We start from the raw sequence: 19,740 nt of genomic DNA on the forward strand, positions 1-19,740 counted from the left end.
GCTCAGCGGTCACCAAAAGGGAGCCCCCAGCTGATTATTAAGTGCCATATTTGCCCCATTTATGTAATCAGCAAATAGGTTTTTTATCGGTATAATCTCTTTTGATATAAGAGATTACATCACTTAGTTATTAGTCGCATAATACCGATAAATTAATGTTTTTTTATATTGTAAAATAAGTTTTATGATCTCGCTAGCAAAAACCTTGAATTATGCCTATTTGAGGTGATTACGGTCACAATTGATGAGCTTTTAATTTGCGGAGCAAAATTATTGTCATACACTGACTATGACTAAATTGGGCGACTAAAATAAGTTTGCCGATATTTATAAAATCCTATAGGGGGAACTTACGGTGAATATTCTTGGATATGCGCAAAAGTTAGGTAAAGCATTGATGTTACCTATCGCAACGCTACCCGTTGCAGCTATCTTATTACGTCTAGGTCAGGGCGACCTACTAGACATTCCATTTATGGCTGAAGCTGGTGGTGCAATCTTTGGACAGCTACCTCTTCTATTTGGCCTTGGCATTGCAATTGGTCTTTCTAAAGACGGTTCTGGTGCTGCTGGTCTAGCTGGTGCAGTTGCGTACTTTGTACTTACAGCAACAGCAAAAACAATTGATCCTTCAATCAACATGTCGTTCTTCGGTGGTATCTTTGCTGGTATTATCGCAGGCCACGCTTACAACGCTTTTCACGCTACTCGTCTTCCAGAATGGTTAGCGTTCTTCTCTGGTAAGCGTCTTGTTCCTATTATGGCAGGTCTTTTTGCACTTGTTGCAGGTGCGATCTCTGGTGTTGTATGGCCAAGCATCCAAGGTGGTCTTGATGCTCTTGCTCATGCAGTATCAACCTCAGGCTCGGTAGGCCAATTTGTTTACGGTACTCTAAACCGTGCGCTAATCCCTGTAGGTTTACACCACGTTCTTAACTCATACTTCTGGTTCGGTATGGGTACGTGTCAAGAGATCGTAGTAACAGGTGCTCAAGCGGCTGGTCAAGCGCTACCTGCGCTACAAAAACTTTGTGTAGATCCTTCAATTGCTAAAGCTCTAGTTGTTGGTCAAGAGCACACGTTTAACTTCCAAAATGCGGTAAACCCAGAAATCACTGCAGTTGTGAAAGAAGTGACTGAAACTATGAAGTCTGGCGACTTACACCGTTTCTTCGGTGGCGATAAGAGCGCTGGTGTATTCATGAACGGTTTCTTCCCAATCATGATGTTCGGTCTACCTGGTGCAGCTCTAGCAATGTACTTTGCAGCTCCAGCTGAGAAACGTCATCAAGTCGGTGGTGCGTTGTTCTCTGTAGCGTTCTGTTCATTCCTAACCGGTATTACAGAACCTCTAGAATTCATGTTCGTGTTCCTAGCTCCTGCACTATATGCAATGCACGCTGTGTTCACTGGTCTTGCTCTAGTTGTTGCAAACATGTTTGGTACACTGCACGGCTTTGGTTTCTCTGCTGGTCTGATCGACTTTGCTCTAAACTGGGGTCTAGCAACTAAACCTGTAACACTACTCATCATCGGTCTAGTGTTCTTCGCTCTGTACTTCTTTACCTTCACATTCGCAATCCGTACTTTCAACTTGAAGTCGCCAGGTCGTGAAGATGATGAAGAAACCGTTGTGGTACCTTCTAACTCAAGTGCTGATAAAGGTGAACTTGCTCGTCAATACCTTAAAGCTTTAGGTGGTCATGAGAACCTAACCACTATCGATGCTTGTATCACACGTCTACGTCTAACACTGAAAGATCGTTCAGTTGCTGACGAAGCTGTACTGAAAAAGTTAGGAGCTAAAGGTGTTGTTAAGCTAGGCGAAAACAACCTGCAAGTAATCCTTGGCCCACTAGCGGAAATCGTTGCGGGTGAGATGAAAGCAATCAGTACCACTGAAGACTTATCTGGCGTAAAACTACCATAAGAGCCATTGTCTTCAATAACGGACATTTTTAGGTAAAATTAAAGCCTTCGCCTTGTGCGAAGGCTTTTTGCTTTGTAAGAGCTTGGTTACAGAACAAGCGAAGTAATGATTATTTCCCAATTAATCCGCAGTTTTTATTGTGAAAAGACACAGAATTGTGGATCATTGAAAACAATATTTCTGTAAATTGTGGCTAAGTTGGCCCAGACAGGAAAACTTTCTGCCAGTATTAAATTATTTTGAGGTGCTATAGATGAGTGAAGCTGAGGCTCGTCCATCGAACTTCATTCGCCAAATCATAGATAAAGATTTAGCGGATGGTAAACACACTAGCGTGCATACTCGTTTCCCGCCAGAGCCTAACGGTTATCTGCATATCGGTCACGCTAAGTCGATTTGTTTGAACTTTGGTATCGCTCAAGACTATCAGGGCCAGTGTAACTTACGTTTTGATGACACAAACCCAGAGAAAGAAAACATCGAATACGTAGAATCAATTAAGAAAGATGTAAGCTGGCTAGGCTTTGAATGGTCTGGTGATATCTGCTATTCATCTGATTATTTTGACAAGCTATACCAATATGCTTTGGAGCTAATCAACAAAGGTCTAGCTTATGTTGAGGAATTAACTCCGGATCAGATCCGTGAGTACCGTGGTACGTTAACTACTCCTGGTAAACACAGTCCTTATCGTGATCGTAGTGTTGAAGAAAACCTAGCTCTATTCGAAAAAATGAGAACCGGTGGCTTCCAAGAAGGTGAAGCATGTCTGCGAGCTAAAATTGACATGGCTTCTTCATTTATCGTTATGCGTGATCCCGTTATCTACCGTGTTCGTTTTGCAGAACATCATCAGACGGGCGATAAGTGGTGTATCTACCCAATGTACGACTTTACTCACTGTATCTCCGATGCGTTAGAAGGTATTACACACTCGATCTGTACTTTGGAATTCCAAGACAACCGCCGTCTTTACGATTGGGTTTTAGACAACATCACAATTGATTGTCACCCACGTCAGTACGAGTTTAGTCGTCTGAATCTAGAATACACCGTAATGTCTAAGCGTAAGCTAAACCAACTAGTTACTGAGAAATTAGTAAATGGCTGGGATGATCCACGTATGCCTACCATTTCAGGCTTACGTCGTCGTGGTTTTACCGCTGCCTCTATTCGTGAATTCTGTAAGCGTATTGGTGTCACTAAGCAAGACAATATGATTGAGTTCAGTTCACTTGAATCATGTATTCGTGATGATCTAAACAACAATGCACCACGTGCTATGGCTGTTTTAGATCCTGTGAAGATTGTTATTGAGAACTTCGATGCAGATAGCGTGGAAGTACTGAATCTTGCTAACCATCCAAATGACCCTGAAATGGGCTCTCGCGATGTGCCATTTACTCGCGAAATTTGGATTGAACGTGAAGACTTCCGTGAAGAAGGTAACAAGAAGTACAAGCGCTTAGTGCTAGGTAAAGAAGTTCGTCTACGTGGTGCCTATGTGATTAAGGCTGAACGTGTTGAGAAAGATCAGGACGGCAATATCACTACCATTTACTGTACTTATGATTCAGCAACACTGGGCAAAAATCCAGAAGATGGTCGTAAAGTAAAAGGCGTTATCCACTGGGTATCGGCTGATAAAGGTGTGCCTGCGGAATTCCGCTTATACGATCGCTTGTTTACCGTTCCAAACCCAGCTGCTGCTGATGATTTTGCGGCAACGATTAATCCAGAATCACTCATTAAAGTGAACGGTTTTGTTGAGCCAAGCCTAGTTGCGGCAAAAGCTGAAGTGGGTTACCAGTTTGAACGTATGGGCTACTTCTGTGCTGACAACAAAGACTCATCACCTGAATCTTTAGTATTCAACCGCACTGTTGGTTTACGTGATACTTGGGCGAAAATTGATTCTGAGTAATCGCGTCTAAAGTAAAATTATTTAAAAGCCAGCGTAAAGCTGGCTTTTATTTTTTGAATCGTCATTATGGTATCAGAGGTAAGTAGCAAAAACGGATTATTAGTGTGAGATTGCTGCGATTATTACGGTATGAACACATTTTTTGCTTTAGATCCTATAGTTTTGCTTGTCTTATCCGATATATTTAACAGATTGTTATCTTTATTAATTCATAGCACCTAGCTGAGCTTTATATGCGTCAATTTTTTAAACGCCTGTTACTGCCAATCGCTGTAGCGGCCGTGACTCAGACTTCTTTCGTTAGTGCAGAGAGTATTCGCCTTATTGGTCCAACTGGCGAAGTCCAGTCAGCACCACAATATAGTAGTGATATTGTCCGTAATCGAGCTACAACACCGACAGAGCCTTCAACGGTTATCGGTCCAACTTCTGAAAAAGACACTTTATGGTCGATTGCGTCACGTTTACGTCCTTCTAATCAAGTTTCTGTACAGCAAACTTTGTTGGCTATTTATCGTTTAAACCCTCAAGCGTTCGAAAACCAGAATATACATAGTTTGCTGCCGGGTAGCACATTACGCGTGCCTTCTCTCGCTCAGGTAAATAGCGTTACTACAGAAGAAGCGGTTAATGTTATGGCAGCTCATAAGGCTCGACTCACTCAGCAGCCAGTTCAACCAATAACGTCAGCAGTTACTCCCAAGAGAGCCGAAGTAAAACCTACAGTTACTCCAACAATCGAAGTTAAAACGCCACAAGCTAAAATTGCTGAAAGTAAGCCTGTTGTTGAAGAAAAGCCAGTTATAGCGGAATTCAAGAAAGACAATGCTCAAACTACGGCTGTTGACCAAAATGAAATTCAAGCACTAGAAGAGAAGAACCACAGGCTGCGATTAATGCTCGCTGAAGTTCAATCTGAAGTCAGTGGTTTGAAACAAGAATTAGGTGATGAAAACCGCATTCGTTCTGAAGTCGAAAAACTACTCGCTGAAGAAAGATTTAAACGCGAAGAAATGCAACGTCTTGCGCCTTCTAAGTTAGATGAATTGCTATCAAATAATTGGGTTGTGGCTGGCTTAGCTCTTATTCCGGGTTTATTCATTGCGTTGCTAGTCGTTTTGTTCTTAGGGCGTCGTTCGAGTTCAAATCAATCATCGTCATCAACTCAAGAAACAGCGTTAAATGCAAATTCCAACGCCGCTGCTGTAGCACCAATCGCAGTTGGTGATCAGCTGTTAGAAGATCTAGACGATGAACTGTTGTTAGATGATGACTTGTTTGGCGGCATGGATGATAGCGATTCACTGTTTGGTGAAGATAAAAAAGAAGAAGTATCAGAAGATGATGATGTAGACATTTTCGCTGGTTTAGATGAGGACGATTTAGATTTCGACTTAGATGGCGAAGATGGCGAAGATTTGTTTGCTGCTATTGATGACTCCGGTGATCTAGATACTGGTTTTGGTGACTTATCCTCTAGCAGTAACGGTATTAGCGTTAATGGAGATGAAAAAGCACTTGGCTTGGAAGAGATGGAAAGAGCTCTCGATGAAGCCGTAAATAACTACGATGAAGATGACGATATTGGATTCGATTTATCTGATGACGGCGAAATGTCCCAAGCTGACATTGAATCGTTGTTGGCTGCTGATGGTGACTCAGAAGATCTTGAATCATCGACTCTTGATCAATCGATGTTAGATGAACTTTTTGCTTCTCAAGAAGATGATGAAAGTTCAGAACTCTTAGATTTTGATAGCTTACTGGATGACGAGAAATCTAAGCTTAATGCTGAACCAGAAGCTGCTAGCTTTACTTCAGATGCAGAACTCGACGACTTATTTGCAAGTATTGAAGCTCAATCTGACTTAGCGTCGTTAGAGGCAAATGCCAAAGATGATACAGCATTACTTGATGAGTTGTTGCTGGAAGGTAATGAAGCAGAAGTTGAAGTTAATAGCACTGCATTATTAGATGAACTATTAGATGATGGTGCGTTTGATGACGAAGACTCTGAAGAAAGTGTCGTCGATGAAATGATGCTGGAGTTGGATGAACTGCTAGGTGAGGCCAGTGATTCCGAAATCCCAGATATTGACGAAAACAGCACCGCTCTTTTAGATGATTTTGTTGGTGAGCTTAGCGATGAGCCAATGGGTTATGAAAACTTTTTGGCTGACGAAATCGATTTAGAAACGGATGATTCAGAAAAAGCAGACGAAGGTTTAAATCTTTTTGATGAGCTGATTGCTATAGAAGAGAGTACTGATGAAGCTGAAGAGCAGGTAGAAGACTTCAACAGTGCTAACTTCATTGATGATTTAATTACGAATGTTCCTAAGTCCGATCCTTTGCTAGATGAAGCATTAGAATCCGTTTCTTCTGTTAATGAAGATGTTGAGTTAGATGATTTCGAATTCAATCCTGAGATTGAAGGTGGCGAACTATCTAACGGACAAGACGTTGAGTTAGAAGAACAAGCAATTGCGAACGAGTTTGGTATTCCACAAGATGACGACTGGGTATTTGATGACCTAGAAGCCGAAGAGATTGAATCAGAAGACTCAACTCCAAGCCTTATTGCAGAGTTTAAAGATTTAGAGCTTCCAGAATACACAGAGGAAGATGCGTTAGCAGATTTTGAATCAGAGCCTGAAGAAGAAACTGCTGAAGCGTTAGATGACCTAGACGTTGCAGCTACCGTGGTTGAAGAGAGCAAGTCAGAAGAGCTAGAGCACGCAATTACAGCTGAGCTTGACGATTTAGATCTTCCTGAGTACACAGAAGACGACGCATTAGCGGATTTTGAATCAGAGCCTGAAGAAGAAACCGCTGAAGCGTTAGATGGCCTAGACGCTGCAGCTACTGTGGTTGAAGAGAGCAAGTCAGAAGAGCTAGAGCACGCAATTACAGCTGAGCTTGACGATTTAGATCTTCCTGAGTACACAGAAGACGACGCATTAGCGGATTCTGAATCAGAGCCTGAAGAAGAAAGCGCTGAAGCGTTAGATGACCTAGACGTTGCAGCTACTTTGGCTGAAGAGAGCGAACCAGAAGATCTAGATCAAGCGATTGCAGCAGAGTTCGACGATTTAGATCTTCCTGAATACACAGAGGAAGATGCGCTAGCGGATTTTGAATCAGAACTTGAAACCGACTTACCTGAAGCTGAATCTGAGCTTGCAGATGTGGAGTTTGAAGATTCTGAACTGCCTGAATATACCGAAGAAGATGCTTTGGCCGATATGTTCTCCCAAACGGATGAACTATCTGATGAATCAGAAGATGAGCAGTTAGATGATTCTTCTCTTTATGAAGAGATCGAGCAATCAAAGACTGAAATCAATCTTGGTGAGGTATCAAAACGAGAGTTCGACGAACAGGCGCTTTCAGATTGGTTGTCTGACGAAGAAAAAGAAGATAGTCGCTTTGCTTTTGATAAACCTATTGATGCAAAATCCGTTGATAGCGCTGGTATGGACATTGACGCCATGCTTGAAATGGGCGGTGAAGACTGGAATGGTTTCAACTTAACTGCAGATCAAAAAGCCACTATTTCTGATGAGGTTCCTGAAACTGAGAGAGAGGTATGGCACCCTGAGCTCCAGGTTAAAGAACCTGAAGTTGCAAAAGAAAACTGGGGTAAGCAAGAAGAGTTTTCTGAGTTTGAACCAGCTACACGTCAGTTTATGACTATCGACGATTTAATGGCTCAAGTTGAAAACGATGATGGCAGCACACTCAACCTTGATAATGAAGAGCTAAAGCTGGATGTCGGTCTTAACGAGTTTCCAGATGTTATTGGTGATGTTAGCGATATTGATGTAGATAGTAACGCAGAAGCCGCTGGAAAGTTGGATTTAGCGAAAATCTATATCGAGATGAGCGATGACAAAGGCGCAATTAAGTTGTTAGAAGAAGCGATTGTTGATGGTAGTGATGAGATAAGACAGCAAGCGAAACACCTTATCGATGTCATCAATGGTCGAGTATAAACACTAACACTAACACTAACAGTAACAGTAATAGTAATAGTAATAGTAACAGAGGCAGCATTCGCTGCCTCTTTGCTTATTCGGCTATCTTGAATAGCAGGCGTGATCTAGCGGCTATCAGTATTTTGCGGGTTAGAAATCTCAAGCGATTGATATTATACTGCCCGCCCCAAGGTCCTTAGACCTATAGCGATTAAGAGTAATACACCATGAGAATAGCGTTGGGTATTGAGTATGATGGTACTCATTACTTTGGTTGGCAGCGTCAAAGAGAAGTTGCAAGTGTTCAGGAAGAGCTAGAAAAAGCTCTGTCTGTTGTCGCCAACCATCCTGTTGAAGTTCAGTGTGCAGGACGCACAGATGCTGGCGTGCACGGCACTGGGCAAGTTGTGCATTTTGATACAACGGCGACACGCAAAATGGTTGCTTGGACGATGGGAACGAATGCAAATCTACCAAAAAATATCGCTGTACGTTGGGCTAAAGAAGTACCTGACGAATTTCATGCGCGCTTTACAGCGACCGCACGACGTTATCGTTATGTCATTTATAATCACGAATATCGCCCGGGTATCCTAGCTTCCGGGGTAAGCCACTATCATGGCGAACTTAATGCTGAAAAAATGCATCAAGCAGGTCAGTATTTACTCGGTGAGAATGATTTCACGTCATTTAGAGCTGTGCATTGCCAGTCACGCAGTCCGTGGCGTAATATTATCCACCTGAATGTTACCCGTCATGAACGTTACGTAGTGATTGATATTAAAGCGAATGCTTTCGTTCATCATATGGTTCGTAATATTACGGGTAGTCTTATTGTTGTCGGTCGAGGCGAGAAAGAACCAGAATGGATCCAATGGTTGTTGGAAGCTAAAGATCGTACATTGGCTGGTGCAACAGCGAAAGCGGAAGGTCTATATTTGGTATCTGTGGATTACCCACAAGAGTTTGATTTACCACAAGCACCAATGGGTCCCCTGTTTTTACCTGAAAATTTGAACTAATGTTGAACTAAAGTGTAGTAATTGGCTCAAAGTTATCAGTTGATTAGTATTGAAAATGAGCAGTATTAAGTGTGTGGAACTGGTACAAGAAATAGGTACAACCAGTTTTTTGTCTACAGTTGGCATTTTCTATGCTTTAATCCTCACGCATTTTTGTCGAATTTAAATCTTTCGCATTGAGCGGGAGAGCACAGAGTAAAAGGTCTTCTATGAGTTGGCTTGAAAAGATTTTAGAAAAAAGCAACATAGTAACTTCACGTAAAGCATCGATTCCTGAGGGTGTCTGGACGAAGTGTACCTCTTGTGAGCAGGTACTCTACCACGCGGAACTTGAGCGAAACCTCGAAGTTTGTCCTAAGTGTAATCATCATATGCGTATGAAAGCGCGTCGTCGTCTTGAAACATTTTTAGACGAAAATAATCGCCATGAGATTGCGCAGGAGCTTGAGCCTCAAGACAAACTGAAGTTTAAAGATTCTAAACGTTATAAAGAACGTATTGTTGCTGCGCAAAAAAGCAGTGGCGAGAAAGACGCTCTTATCGTTATGAATGGTGAGTTGCACGGTATCCCACTGGTAGCTTGTGCTTTTGAATTCTCATTTATGGGCGGTTCAATGGGCTCGGTTGTTGGTGCTCGTTTTGTTCGTGCGGTTGAATCTGCTATTGAAAGAAATTGTGGCTTAGTCTGCTTCTCTGCAAGTGGTGGTGCTCGTATGCAAGAGGCTCTAATGTCTCTGATGCAAATGGCTAAAACCAGTGCAGCGCTAGAGCGTTTGTCAAATAAAGGTCTACCGTTTATTTCGGTTATGACGGACCCTACAATGGGCGGCGTTTCAGCGAGTCTTGCAATGCTAGGTGATATAAACATCGGCGAACCTAAAGCTCTGATTGGCTTTGCTGGTCGTCGTGTTATTGAACAAACAGTACGTGAAGACCTTCCAGAAGGTTTCCAACGCAGTGAATTCCTGCTTGAGCACGGTGCGATTGATATGATCGTAGACCGCCGTGAAATGCGTCAACGCATTGCTGGCTTACTAGCGAAGATGACGAACCAAAAATCTCCACTGGTTGTTTCTGTGAACGATGCGCCACAAGAGGCAGCATATTCAGTACCAGAAGCGAAGAAAAAAGGGTAAAGTAGACGCTAACTAAACCAAAGAAAACAATGGTTCTACGTTAGATGAAACAAAACTCAATTCCTCAAGCCACATCATCACTCACGATGTGGCTTGATTATTTAACCCATATTCACACATCTGCAATTGATTTAGGCTTAGATCGCGTTCAGGCGGTTGCTACTAAGGCCTCTCTTACTAAACCAGCACCTACAGTTATTACTGTTGCCGGAACTAATGGTAAGGGTTCTACCTGTGCGTTAATGGAAAGTATTCTTCTCGATGCTGGCTACTCCGTCGGCGTATATAGTTCTCCGCATCTTATTAATTACAACGAACGCGTACGTATCAACGGTGTTGATGTATCTGATGAGCAGCACACTCAGGCTTTTGCTTTTGTTGAAGAGCAACGTGGAGAAATTAGCTTAAGTCTGTTTGAATTTGGCACATTGGCTGCGCTGCGCATTTTTCAAACAGAACAAGTGGATGTCGTTTTACTCGAAGTAGGTCTAGGCGGGCGTTTAGATGCAACCAACGTTGTCGATCATGATGTCTCTGTGATCACCAGTCTGGCCATCGATCATGTCGATTGGCTTGGTGACGATATCAATGTGATAGGTTTTGAGAAAGCGGGCATATTCCGTGCAGGAAAACCAGCAATTTGCGGTCAACCTAAACCTCCTTCAACAGTTGCAGCTCATGCTGATGACATTGGTGCTGAGTTTTATCAGGTTGGTATCCAGTTCGATTATGAAAAAGTGTCGGACTCTGTTTGGCAATGGCGAAGTGGTTCGTTTGACCTTACTGATTTACCTGTTCCCACACTTCCGCTTGCGAATGCTGCTACTGCTCTGATGGCTTTAGGCTGTTCAGGATTAGATGTGAGTGACGTCAATATTGTTGACGGTCTGCGCAAAGCGAAATTAGCTGGACGTATGCAACGTATCAGCGAGAAGCCAATTGTAATGCTTGATGTTGCTCATAATCCTCATTCAGCTGAATATCTGGCATCTCAAATTCGCGCTCAGTTCCCTAGCCAAACCATACACATGGTACTGGGGATGCTGCACGACAAAGATATCAAATCTACAATCGATGTATTAAAACCGGTTGTGAGCCATTGGTATCCAGCTTCTTTATCTGGTCCTAGAGCAGCTTCTGCGAGCGAATTGTGCCAGCATCTGAAAGATGGGCATGAAGAGTATGCAAATCCTGTCAGTGCATTTGAAAGTGCGATGACAAGAGTGTCTGACGGTGATGTGATAATTGTTGCTGGATCTTTCCACACAGTCGGTGAAGTGCTGGAGCACTGGAAAAATAAAGGAGAGTAGATGGCGAGTAAATTTCAAAGCCGTTTAGTAGGTACTATTATTTTGGTGGCGATAGGTGTCATCGTTTTGCCTGATGTCCTTGATGGCAAAAAAATGCACTATCAAGAAGAGATGACAAGCATACCTATTAAGCCTGAGCTTAATAGTGAAGTGGAAAAATTTGAAGTCCTTGATCCTGTGGAAGATAAAGTGGCATTGCCAGAGTCTCCAGTGTCAGTAACACATCAAACAAGCCAAGCATCAACTTCGTCTAAAGCAGCTGAGAAACCGATCGAAACTGTAGTAAAAGATGTGCCTGAAAGAAATGATTACCAAGATAGTGCGTGGATCATCCAGTTGATGGCATTGAAGAACGCTGAAAATGCGAAAACGATTGTGAGCGATTTGCAAAAACGCGGTTATCAGGCTCATACGAAACAAGAAAACGGTTTTACGCGAGTGATCATCGGACCTGATGTCTCTAAAAGTAAGCTTGAGAGACAACTACTGGAATTAGAGAAAGTTACCGGTTCAAAAGGTCAATTGCTCAAATTTAAACCGCTAAACCCATAAGAAAACGTTTGCGTCGCGTTTTTTTCTGTTAAAATGCGCGCCAACTTAAGATGTAAGAACTCATGAATTGGTTAGATATTGTCATTTTAAGTGTGATCGGCTTGTCAGCTTTGATCAGTTTGGTTCGAGGCTTTGCGAAAGAAGCCTTGTCATTAATTATTTGGTGTGGAGCATTTTTCATCGCTTCACAGTACTACGCAAAACTGGCGGTGTACTTTACCAATATTAAAGATGACATGATTCGTAACGGTGCTGCCATTGCAGCATTGTTTGTAGCAACGCTAGTGGTTGGTGCGATTGTGAACTATGTAATTTCGCAATTGGTTCAGAAAACAGGTTTATCGGGTACAGATAGAATCTTGGGCGTCGTGTTTGGCGCATTACGTGGGGTTCTTATCGTAGCGGCTGTTCTGTTTTTTGTGGATACCTTTACCGCATTACCAAGCTCAGAGTGGTGGAAGAGCTCGCAATTAGTACCGGAGTTTAGCCGTGTGATTGCGCCTCTCTTCGAACATATACAAGCAACATCAAGTTTTCTATCTGACGCGATATAACGCGTCAGTTACTGACGCAAATCGAGGATTAGGACATGTGTGGTATTGTTGGAATCGTGGGCACAACGCCTGTAAACCAGTCTATCTATGACGCTTTAACGGTATTGCAGCATCGTGGCCAAGATGCCGCTGGTATTTGTACCATAGAAAGCAATCGTTTCCGTCTGCGCAAGGCGAACGGTTTAGTAAAAGATGTCTTTGAAGCCAAACACATGCAGCGTCTTCAAGGTACTGTTGGTATTGGGCACGTTCGTTACCCAACTGCTGGTAGCTCAAGTGCATCGGAAGCTCAACCTTTTTACGTAAACTCTCCATTCGGTATCACGCTTGCTCACAACGGCAACCTGACCAATGCGAACGCAGTGCGTGACAAGTTGTTCGAAAAAGATCGTCGTCATATCAATACCACTTCAGACTCTGAAGTACTGCTAAACGTATTGGCGCATGAAATTGACACTGTAAGAGGCAATGTAACCTCTGAAGATGTCTTCCGTGCAGTGGCAAACGTACACCGCACTATCCGTGGTGCATACGCAGTAACAGCGATGATTATCGGCCACGGCATGATTGCTTTCCGCGACCCACACGGTATTCGTCCTCTTTGCCTTGGTAAGCGTGAAGTGAATGGCCGTACTGAGTACATGGTAGCGTCAGAATCCGTTGCTTTAGATGCGGTTGGTTTTGACTTCGTACGTGATGTTGCACCGGGTGAAGCGATTTACGCAACGTTTGAAGGTGAGTTGTTTACTAAACAGTGTGCCGACAGCCCAAGCCTAACACCTTGTATTTTCGAGTTCGTTTACTTTGCACGTCCGGATTCATTTATCGACAAGATTTCGGTATACAGCGCACGTGTTGAAATGGGTAAACGTTTAGGCGACCGTATCAAGAATGAATTTGCAGATCTGGACATTGATGTTGTTATCCCAATTCCAGAAACATCAAACGATATCGCGCTACAAATCGCACAAGCGATTGATAAGCCGTACCGCCAAGGTTTCGTGAAGAACCGTTATGTTGGCCGTACGTTTATCATGCCGGGCCAACAGCTACGTAAGAAATCAGTACGTCGTAAACTGAACGCGATCCGTTCTGAGTTTAAAGATAAGAATGTACTGCTTGTTGATGACTCAATTGTGCGTGGAACGACGTCTGAGCAGATCATCGAAATGGCTCGCGATTCAGGTGCAGCAAAAGTTTACATGGTGTCAGCAGCGCCTGAGATTCGTTTCCCGAACGTATATGGTATCGATATGCCAACGGCAAATGAGCTAATTGCTCACGGCCGTGATAACGCAGATATCTGTAAGCAAATCGGTGCTGATGCACTTATCTTCCAAACGCTTGAAGATTTGGAGGATGCAGTGCGCGCTGGTAACCCTGATATCGCTCAGTTTGAAGCGTCAGTATTTAACGGTGAATACGTGACAGGCGATATTGACCAGCAATACTTAGACTACCTAGAGTCTATGCGCGGTGATGATGTTAAAGCTCAGCGTGAAATTCAGGATCTAGCAAGCTTAGAACTGTACAACGAAGGTGCATAACCACCTACAAGTTAGTAGTAAGTGAATAGCAAAAAGGCTTCCTTCGGGCAGCCTTTTGTTTATTTGGGGTCTTTTACGCCTCCCCCTTAAAAAGGGGGAGAATATAAATATAAACGAGACTACAGCACCATCGCTGCAATCCAACCGAATACGACTAACGGTAGGTTGTAGTGAAGGAAAGTAGGAACAACGGTTTCCCAAATGTGTTCGTGTTGGCCGTCAGCGTTAAGACCAGATGTTGGACCTAATGTTGAGTCAGAGGCTGGAGAGCCAGCATCACCAAGCGCTGCTGCCGTACCCACAAGTGCAACAGTTGCCATTGGTGAGAAGCCAAATGCCACACATAGCGGAACGTAAATCGTCGCGATAATTGGAATGGTCGAGAATGATGAACCGATACCCATCGTCACTAGCAAACCAACCACAAGCATCAGTAGTGCTGCTAGTGGCTTGTTATCACCGATGCTGGTGGATAAAGCGCTAACAAGCGATTCAACACCGCCAGTATCCTTCATTACCGCTGCAAAACCGGCTGCAGAAATCATAATAAAGCCGATCATCGCCATCATATGAACACCTTTAGTGAACACATCATGAGTCTCTTTCCATGCGATAACGCCACCGAAAGTAAACACCATGAAACCAGCCAGTGCACCGATGATCATAGAACCGGTAGCAAGTTGAACTGCAAGTGCTACCACAATACCGACGGCGGCAATAGCAACGTGTTTCTTGTCGATTTCATTTGCTTGGTGATGGACAACTGTCAGTTCAGTCTCTTCATACTCACGCGGCTTACGGTAACTGAAAAACACCGCAATAACTAAACCAACGATCATACCGATAGCTGGCAACAGCATTGCCATCGGTACTTGACCTGCAGTGATGTTGTTGAGGCCATTTTCATGAAGGTTCTTAAGCAGAATGTTGTTTAAGAAAATCCCGCCAAAACCAACCGGTAGAACCATGTAAGGTGTAATCAAACCGAAGGTAAGCACGCAGGCAACTAAACGTCGGTCAAGTTTCAGCTTTGCAAACACACCTAATAATGGCGGAATCAAAATTGGAATGAAGGCAATGTGCACTGGAATAACGTTTTGCGATGAAACTGCCATTAGCAACAATGCAACCAATACAGCGTATTTCAAACCAGTGGTTGCTGCACCATGTTCTTTGCCATGAAGACGTTTAATAACACTTTGCGCTAGCAAATCAGTGATGCCAGATTTAGAAATAGCAACAGCAAACGTGCCGAGCATTGCATAGCTAAGTGCAATAGTTGCACCGCCACCCAAGCCGCTTTCAAAAGCCGCTACAGTATCATTTAAGCTCATACCTGCCACTAAACCACCAACAATAGCGCTGAAGGTTAGGGCAACTACAACGTTTACGCGCATCAGAGCAAGCAGCAGCATGACGCAAACGGAAATGACTACAGGATTCATATTATTCTCAATTCAAGTCGTGTTTGGTTTTAGTTGTTTTCTTTTTCGTCGGCAAGTGGCCAGCCCCCAAGAGCTTTCCATTTGTTAACGATTCCGCAGAATAGTTCTGCGGTTTTTTGTGTATCGTAAAGCGCTGAATGTGCCTCACGATTATCAAATTCCATTCCGGCTGCCTTGCACGCTTTTGCTAACACGGTTTGCCCGTAAGCTAGGCCGCTCAGTGTTGCTGTGTCAAAAGTAGCGAAAGGGTGGAAGGGCACGCGTTTAAGTTTACTGCGATCGCTTGCAGCCATGACAAAGCTATGGTCGAAGTTGGCGTTGTGAGCCACGATGATAGCTCGACTGCAATCAGTATCTTTCTGCTCTTTGCGAACCAGTTTGTAGATCTCTTTCAATGCGTGATCTTCGGACACTGCGCCACGCAGAGGACTAAATGGGTCATAGATACCTGTAAACTCAAGTGCCGCCTTTTCTATATTGGCGCCTTCAAAAGGCTCAACATGAAAGTGAATAGTAGAAGCTGGATGCAAATCACCGTTTTCGTCCATGCGTAAAGTTATTGCGCAAATTTCTAATAGGGCATCGGTTTGAGCGTTGAATCCGGCAGTTTCTACGTCTATAACAACAGGGAAATAACCACGAAAACGCTGCTTTAATGTCTTTGCTTCTTTTAAATCAGTCATGCTGGCTCTAGTTATTGTGACAAGGGCGGCATTATTGCATGTTATGACTGTGAGAAAAACCGGAGTACTCTATTTAGAGGCAATTAATTAATCCACAATTTGTCCATATCAACTTGAGTTAAAGTCTTTGTCTGAAATGGTCTACATTCACAAGCGTTTAATTTGAACTGGCGGGATTCTTGCATTGCTAGAAGCAGATTAAAGTTAGTGGCAACATTTCGCCACGATGACATGCAGTATTAAGAGAAAAAAGTCCTTATGAATAAATGGCTTGTTACAAGTTTAGCCGCTGCCACTCTATTGACGCCCGTTGCCGCATCGGCATTAGAAAAGCGTTATGTGGCAACGCCACAGCAGTCCACTTGGCAGATGGTAACCAATACTCCGCTTGAGTGCCGACTTGTACATCCTATCCCTAATTACGGTGATGCGGAGTTCTCTGCACGCGCCAGTAAGAAAATGAATTTGGACTTTGAACTGAAAATGCGCCGCCCTATGGGGGAAACTCGTAATGTGAGCCTTGTATCCATGCCACCCGCATGGCGACCTGGTGAAAGTGCTGACCGCATCACTAATATCCAATTTTTCAAACAGTTTGACGGCTATATTGGCGGACAATCTGCGTGGACATTGCTCAGTGAATTAGAGAAAGGTCGCAGCCCAACTTTTAGTTATCAAGATTGGCAGAGCCGTGACCAACGCATTGAAGTTGCTCTTTCTTCCGTGTTGTTCCAAGCTCAATACAACGTATTTAGTGACTGTATCGCTAATTTGCTACCATATAGTTTCGAAGATATCTCATTTACGATTCTGCACTACGACCGTGGCAACAGTGTCGATTTGAACAAAGCTTCGCAGAAGCGTTTAGCACAAATTGCAGAGTACATCCGCTACAACCCTGATATTGATTTAGTGTTAGTGGCTGCATACACAGATTCAACCGATAGCAAAAACGAGAGTCAGAGTTTGTCGGAGAAGCGTTCGGAACGACTACGTAATTACTTTAAGTCTCTTGGTTTACCAGAAGACCGTATTCAAGTTCAGGGTTTTGGTAAGCGTCGTCCTATAGCTGATAACGAATCGCCAATCGGTAAAGATAAGAACCGTCGTGTGGTCATTTCTTTGGGACGAACTCAGGTTTAGTACAGAGTCATAGATAGCAATGTAACAATAAAACACCGCCCAAAGGCGGTGTTTTTTATCTCTAGCGTAAAAGAAGAATTAACCTTCTAATGCCGCGCTGGCTTGACGGTTTTGGATCAGCTCAATCATGTAACCATCAGGGTCTTTAACGAAAGCGATATGTGTTGTACCGCCTTTTACTGGACCTGGTTCGCGAGTCACGTTACCGCCAACCGCTTTGATTGCATCACAAGTGGTGTAGATATCGTCAACACCGATCGCGATGTGACCGAAGCCTTTACCTAAGTCATACTCTTCTACACCCCAGTTATAAGTTAATTCAATCACAGCACCTTGTGATTCATCACCATAACCAACGAATGCTAGAGTGTATTTGTACTCAGTGTTTTCGCTTTTACGTAGTAATTCCATACCCATAACTTTGGTGTAGAACTCGATAGATTTGTCTAAATCACCGACGCGTAGCATGGTATGTAGAACACGGTTGTTTGACATTTTGGACTCCTAGCTTTCAGGGTAAATTTTATCTTTATATTCACAAAGATCTTCAATTAGGCAACTGCCACAGCGAGGCTTACGTGCGATACAAGTGTATCTGCCATGTAAAATTAGCCAGTGGTGAACATCTAATTTAAATTCAGAGGGAACGACTTTGAGCAGTTTTTGTTCGACATCGTCGACAGTTTTCCCGACTGCAAATTTGGTTCGATTGGATACGCGGTAAATGTGAGTATCCACGGCGATGGTTGGCCAGCCGAATGCTGTGTTCAAAACGACGTTTGCTGTTTTACGTCCAACACCGGGCAGGGCTTCTAACGCTTCACGGTTTTCCGGCACTTCGCCGTTGTGTTTATCAAGCAAAATTCGACAAGTCTTAATGACGTTTTCCGCTTTTGAATTAAACAGACCAATGGTCTTAATGTATTCTTTAACGCCATCGACACCCAAATCAAACATGGTTTGAGGTGTGTTAGCGACCGTATATAGCTTATCAGTCGCTTTATTGACGCTCACATCGGTCGCTTGAGCTGACAGCAGAACTGCTATCAACAGTTCAAAAGGTGAATTCCAGTTGAGCTCAGTTTCTGGCTTAGGGTTGTTTTCTCTCAGTCGCTCGAGAATTTGTATTCTTTTATCTTTGTTCATTGCTCTGCGCTGTTTCCACGGTTTTTAGTTTTTATTTTTAAGACGATACGTTAGTAACTCGTGCACGTTCAATGGTCGGCTTTTCTTGCTTCGGTTGACGTGCTGCAAGTCGTTTGTCGATAACATTTTTCAGTGCAATTAGAAGACCTACGCCGAAAAATGCACCAGGAGGTAACAATGCGAGCAGGAAGCTGCTATCAAAATGGAAAATCTCAATTCGAAGAACTTTCGCCCAATCACCGAGTAGCAAATCTGCACCATCAAATAAGGTGCCGTTGCCGATGATTTCACGCATAGAACCCAGTACAACTAGCACTGATGTCATACCAAGTCCCATCCACAAACCATCTTGTGCGGAAGGAAGTACATCATTTTTTGAGGCAAAAGCTTCTGCGCGTCCGATGATAATACAGTTGGTTACGATCAGTGGGATAAAGATACCCAACGATAGATACAGTCCGTAGGCATAGGCATTCATGAGTAATTGAACACAAGTCACCAATGCTGCAATGATCATCACAAACACTGGAATACGCACTTCTTTTGGCACATAGTCACGAACTAAAGAAATGGTCACGTTTGAGCTTACAAGCACCAGCATGGTTGCAATCCCCAAACCAAGAGCGTTGGTCACGGTAGACGATACGGCAAGTAGCGGACACAGACCAAGCAGCTGAACTAAAGCTGGGTTGTTTTCCCACATACCATTTTTCATCAGTGCTTTATGTTCACTGTTCATTACTTATCTCCGCAGTTATACGTTTGTTTAACTAATATCTCACGATTTTCATTCACGTAAGTCACTGCTTTTTTGACGGCTTTAACTACAGCTCTAGGGGTAATGGTTGCACCAGTAAACTGATCGAATTGCCCGCCGTCTTTACGAACTTTCCATTGTGCTTCGTTATCAGAAGTTACTGACTTACCAGTGAAATTAAGTATCCAGTCAGTAATTCGTAGATCAATTTTATCGCCAAGTCCCGGAGTTTCATTGTGTGCTAATACACGAGTACCAGAGATGGTTCCGTCATTTTTGATACCGATAATAACTTTAATTGCGCCGTTGTATCCGTCAGGAGCGATAGCTTCTATAGCAATCGCGCTTGGCTGTCCTTTCCGCGTAGCTATATATGCAGGCATCGAGTCATTTGTACCTAAAGCGGGGTCATTAATCAAAATGCATGATTGTGACAACTCGTTGTCATGCAGTTTCGTGGGAATCACTTGGTTCAACACTGACAGTAATTGAGCTTGTTGCTGACTTTTGATTTGACTTTCAGTTAGCTTGTGTGTGACGGCTACAACGCCTGTCGATAAACAGGCAAAAGTAGCAAGGATGAGCCCGTTTTTTCTAATTGCGGTGAACATAAT

General features: G+C 43.3%; 16 protein-coding genes. 10 read left to right on the plus strand and 6 right to left on the minus strand.

Annotation, left to right across the window (positions count from 1 at the left end; translation table 11 throughout):
- Positions 1-355: 355 nt before the first annotated feature.
- The 9 genes from nagE to purF all read left to right on the plus strand — a co-directional run bounded on the left by nagE (position 356) and on the right by purF (position 13,952).
- On the plus strand, positions 356-1,930 hold the full coding sequence (gene nagE / locus G5S32_RS04125) for an N-acetylglucosamine-specific PTS transporter subunit IIBC (protein ID WP_165310618.1): 1,575 nt from the start codon (positions 356-358) through the stop codon (positions 1,928-1,930).
- Between the two features lie 253 nt (positions 1,931-2,183).
- A complete protein-coding gene (glnS, locus tag G5S32_RS04130) occupies positions 2,184-3,854 on the plus strand; it encodes a glutamine--tRNA ligase (protein WP_165310619.1) in 1,671 nt (556 codons plus the stop codon).
- A 233-nt stretch (positions 3,855-4,087) separates the two neighbouring features.
- Positions 4,088-7,849: a FimV/HubP family polar landmark protein gene (locus tag G5S32_RS04135; RefSeq protein WP_165310620.1), complete on the plus strand. Its 3,762-nt coding sequence runs from the start codon at positions 4,088-4,090 to the stop codon at positions 7,847-7,849.
- A 209-nt stretch (positions 7,850-8,058) separates the two neighbouring features.
- Positions 8,059-8,853, plus strand: a complete 795-nt coding sequence (gene truA / locus G5S32_RS04140) for a tRNA pseudouridine(38-40) synthase TruA (protein ID WP_165310621.1) — start codon at positions 8,059-8,061, stop codon at positions 8,851-8,853.
- A 209-nt stretch (positions 8,854-9,062) separates the two neighbouring features.
- On the plus strand, positions 9,063-9,989 hold the full coding sequence (gene accD, locus G5S32_RS04145; RefSeq protein WP_165310622.1) for an acetyl-CoA carboxylase, carboxyltransferase subunit beta: 927 nt from the start codon (positions 9,063-9,065) through the stop codon (positions 9,987-9,989).
- Positions 9,990-10,033: 44 nt separating this feature from the next.
- Entirely contained in the window at positions 10,034-11,299 is a 1,266-nt protein-coding gene (gene folC, locus G5S32_RS04150) for a bifunctional tetrahydrofolate synthase/dihydrofolate synthase (protein ID WP_165310623.1), read from the plus strand.
- Complete coding sequence (locus G5S32_RS04155; protein ID WP_165310624.1) at positions 11,300-11,851, plus strand: SPOR domain-containing protein; 552 nt, start codon at positions 11,300-11,302, stop codon at positions 11,849-11,851.
- Between the two features lie 62 nt (positions 11,852-11,913).
- Positions 11,914-12,405 (plus strand): CvpA family protein, encoded by a 492-nt coding sequence (locus tag G5S32_RS04160; protein WP_165310625.1) that lies wholly within the window; start codon positions 11,914-11,916, stop codon positions 12,403-12,405.
- A gap of 35 nt (positions 12,406-12,440) precedes the next feature.
- Complete coding sequence (gene purF, locus G5S32_RS04165; protein ID WP_165310626.1) at positions 12,441-13,952, plus strand: amidophosphoribosyltransferase; 1,512 nt, start codon at positions 12,441-12,443, stop codon at positions 13,950-13,952.
- A gap of 119 nt (positions 13,953-14,071) precedes the next feature.
- Here the strand turns inward: purF and G5S32_RS04170 are convergent, their stop codons facing one another.
- Both G5S32_RS04170 and rnt read right to left on the minus strand, forming a co-directional pair.
- Positions 14,072-15,397: a Na+/H+ antiporter family protein gene (locus tag G5S32_RS04170; protein ID WP_165310627.1), complete on the minus strand. Its 1,326-nt coding sequence runs from the start codon at positions 15,395-15,397 to the stop codon at positions 14,072-14,074.
- A 29-nt stretch (positions 15,398-15,426) separates the two neighbouring features.
- Positions 15,427-16,080: a ribonuclease T gene (rnt, locus tag G5S32_RS04175; RefSeq protein WP_165310628.1), complete on the minus strand. Its 654-nt coding sequence runs from the start codon at positions 16,078-16,080 to the stop codon at positions 15,427-15,429.
- Between the two features lie 258 nt (positions 16,081-16,338).
- On the opposite strand from rnt, the gene motY reads away from it, so the two are divergent.
- Positions 16,339-17,223, plus strand: a complete 885-nt coding sequence (gene motY / locus G5S32_RS04180) for a flagellar protein MotY (protein WP_165310629.1) — start codon at positions 16,339-16,341, stop codon at positions 17,221-17,223.
- A 78-nt stretch (positions 17,224-17,301) separates the two neighbouring features.
- Here the strand turns inward: motY and gloA are convergent, their stop codons facing one another.
- Genes gloA through rsxG form a run of 4 tightly spaced genes read right to left on the minus strand, consistent with a single transcriptional unit; the run spans position 17,302 to position 19,737 of the window.
- Positions 17,302-17,718: a lactoylglutathione lyase gene (gloA, locus tag G5S32_RS04185; RefSeq protein ID WP_165310630.1), complete on the minus strand. Its 417-nt coding sequence runs from the start codon at positions 17,716-17,718 to the stop codon at positions 17,302-17,304.
- A gap of 9 nt (positions 17,719-17,727) precedes the next feature.
- Positions 17,728-18,369 (minus strand): endonuclease III, encoded by a 642-nt coding sequence (gene nth / locus G5S32_RS04190; protein WP_165310631.1) that lies wholly within the window; start codon positions 18,367-18,369, stop codon positions 17,728-17,730.
- Between the two features lie 37 nt (positions 18,370-18,406).
- A complete protein-coding gene (locus tag G5S32_RS04195; protein WP_165310632.1) occupies positions 18,407-19,108 on the minus strand; it encodes an electron transport complex subunit E in 702 nt (233 codons plus the stop codon).
- A complete protein-coding gene (gene rsxG / locus G5S32_RS04200; protein WP_165310633.1) occupies positions 19,108-19,737 on the minus strand; it encodes an electron transport complex subunit RsxG in 630 nt (209 codons plus the stop codon). The genes G5S32_RS04195 and rsxG overlap by 1 nt, the downstream gene beginning before the upstream one ends.
- Positions 19,738-19,740 lie beyond the last annotated feature (3 nt).

This window comes from Vibrio ziniensis, from assembly GCF_011064285.1.
Lineage (GTDB): Bacteria > Pseudomonadota > Gammaproteobacteria > Enterobacterales > Vibrionaceae > Vibrio > Vibrio ziniensis.

What these genes read in the sequence shown, in the direction of transcription:
- G5S32_RS04160 (WP_165310625.1), top strand. Translation starts at nt 11,914, where the DNA reads ATGAATTGGTTAGATATTGTCATTTTAAGTGTGATCGGCTTGTCAGCT.
- G5S32_RS04195 (WP_165310632.1), bottom strand. Translation starts at nt 19,108, where the DNA reads ATGAACAGTGAACATAAAGCACTGATGAAAAATGGTATGTGGGAAAAC.
- G5S32_RS04155 (WP_165310624.1), top strand. Translation starts at nt 11,300, where the DNA reads ATGGCGAGTAAATTTCAAAGCCGTTTAGTAGGTACTATTATTTTGGTG.
- G5S32_RS04170 (WP_165310627.1), bottom strand. Translation starts at nt 15,397, where the DNA reads ATGAATCCTGTAGTCATTTCCGTTTGCGTCATGCTGCTGCTTGCTCTG.
- rsxG (WP_165310633.1), bottom strand. Translation starts at nt 19,737, where the DNA reads ATGTTCACCGCAATTAGAAAAAACGGGCTCATCCTTGCTACTTTTGCC.
- motY (WP_165310629.1), top strand. Translation starts at nt 16,339, where the DNA reads ATGAATAAATGGCTTGTTACAAGTTTAGCCGCTGCCACTCTATTGACG.
- folC (WP_165310623.1), top strand. Translation starts at nt 10,034, where the DNA reads ATGAAACAAAACTCAATTCCTCAAGCCACATCATCACTCACGATGTGG.
- glnS (WP_165310619.1), top strand. Translation starts at nt 2,184, where the DNA reads ATGAGTGAAGCTGAGGCTCGTCCATCGAACTTCATTCGCCAAATCATA.
- gloA (WP_165310630.1), bottom strand. Translation starts at nt 17,718, where the DNA reads ATGTCAAACAACCGTGTTCTACATACCATGCTACGCGTCGGTGATTTA.
- truA (WP_165310621.1), top strand. Translation starts at nt 8,059, where the DNA reads ATGAGAATAGCGTTGGGTATTGAGTATGATGGTACTCATTACTTTGGT.
- G5S32_RS04135 (WP_165310620.1), top strand. Translation starts at nt 4,088, where the DNA reads ATGCGTCAATTTTTTAAACGCCTGTTACTGCCAATCGCTGTAGCGGCC.
- accD (WP_165310622.1), top strand. Translation starts at nt 9,063, where the DNA reads ATGAGTTGGCTTGAAAAGATTTTAGAAAAAAGCAACATAGTAACTTCA.
- rnt (WP_165310628.1), bottom strand. Translation starts at nt 16,080, where the DNA reads ATGACTGATTTAAAAGAAGCAAAGACATTAAAGCAGCGTTTTCGTGGT.
- purF (WP_165310626.1), top strand. Translation starts at nt 12,441, where the DNA reads ATGTGTGGTATTGTTGGAATCGTGGGCACAACGCCTGTAAACCAGTCT.
- nth (WP_165310631.1), bottom strand. Translation starts at nt 18,369, where the DNA reads ATGAACAAAGATAAAAGAATACAAATTCTCGAGCGACTGAGAGAAAAC.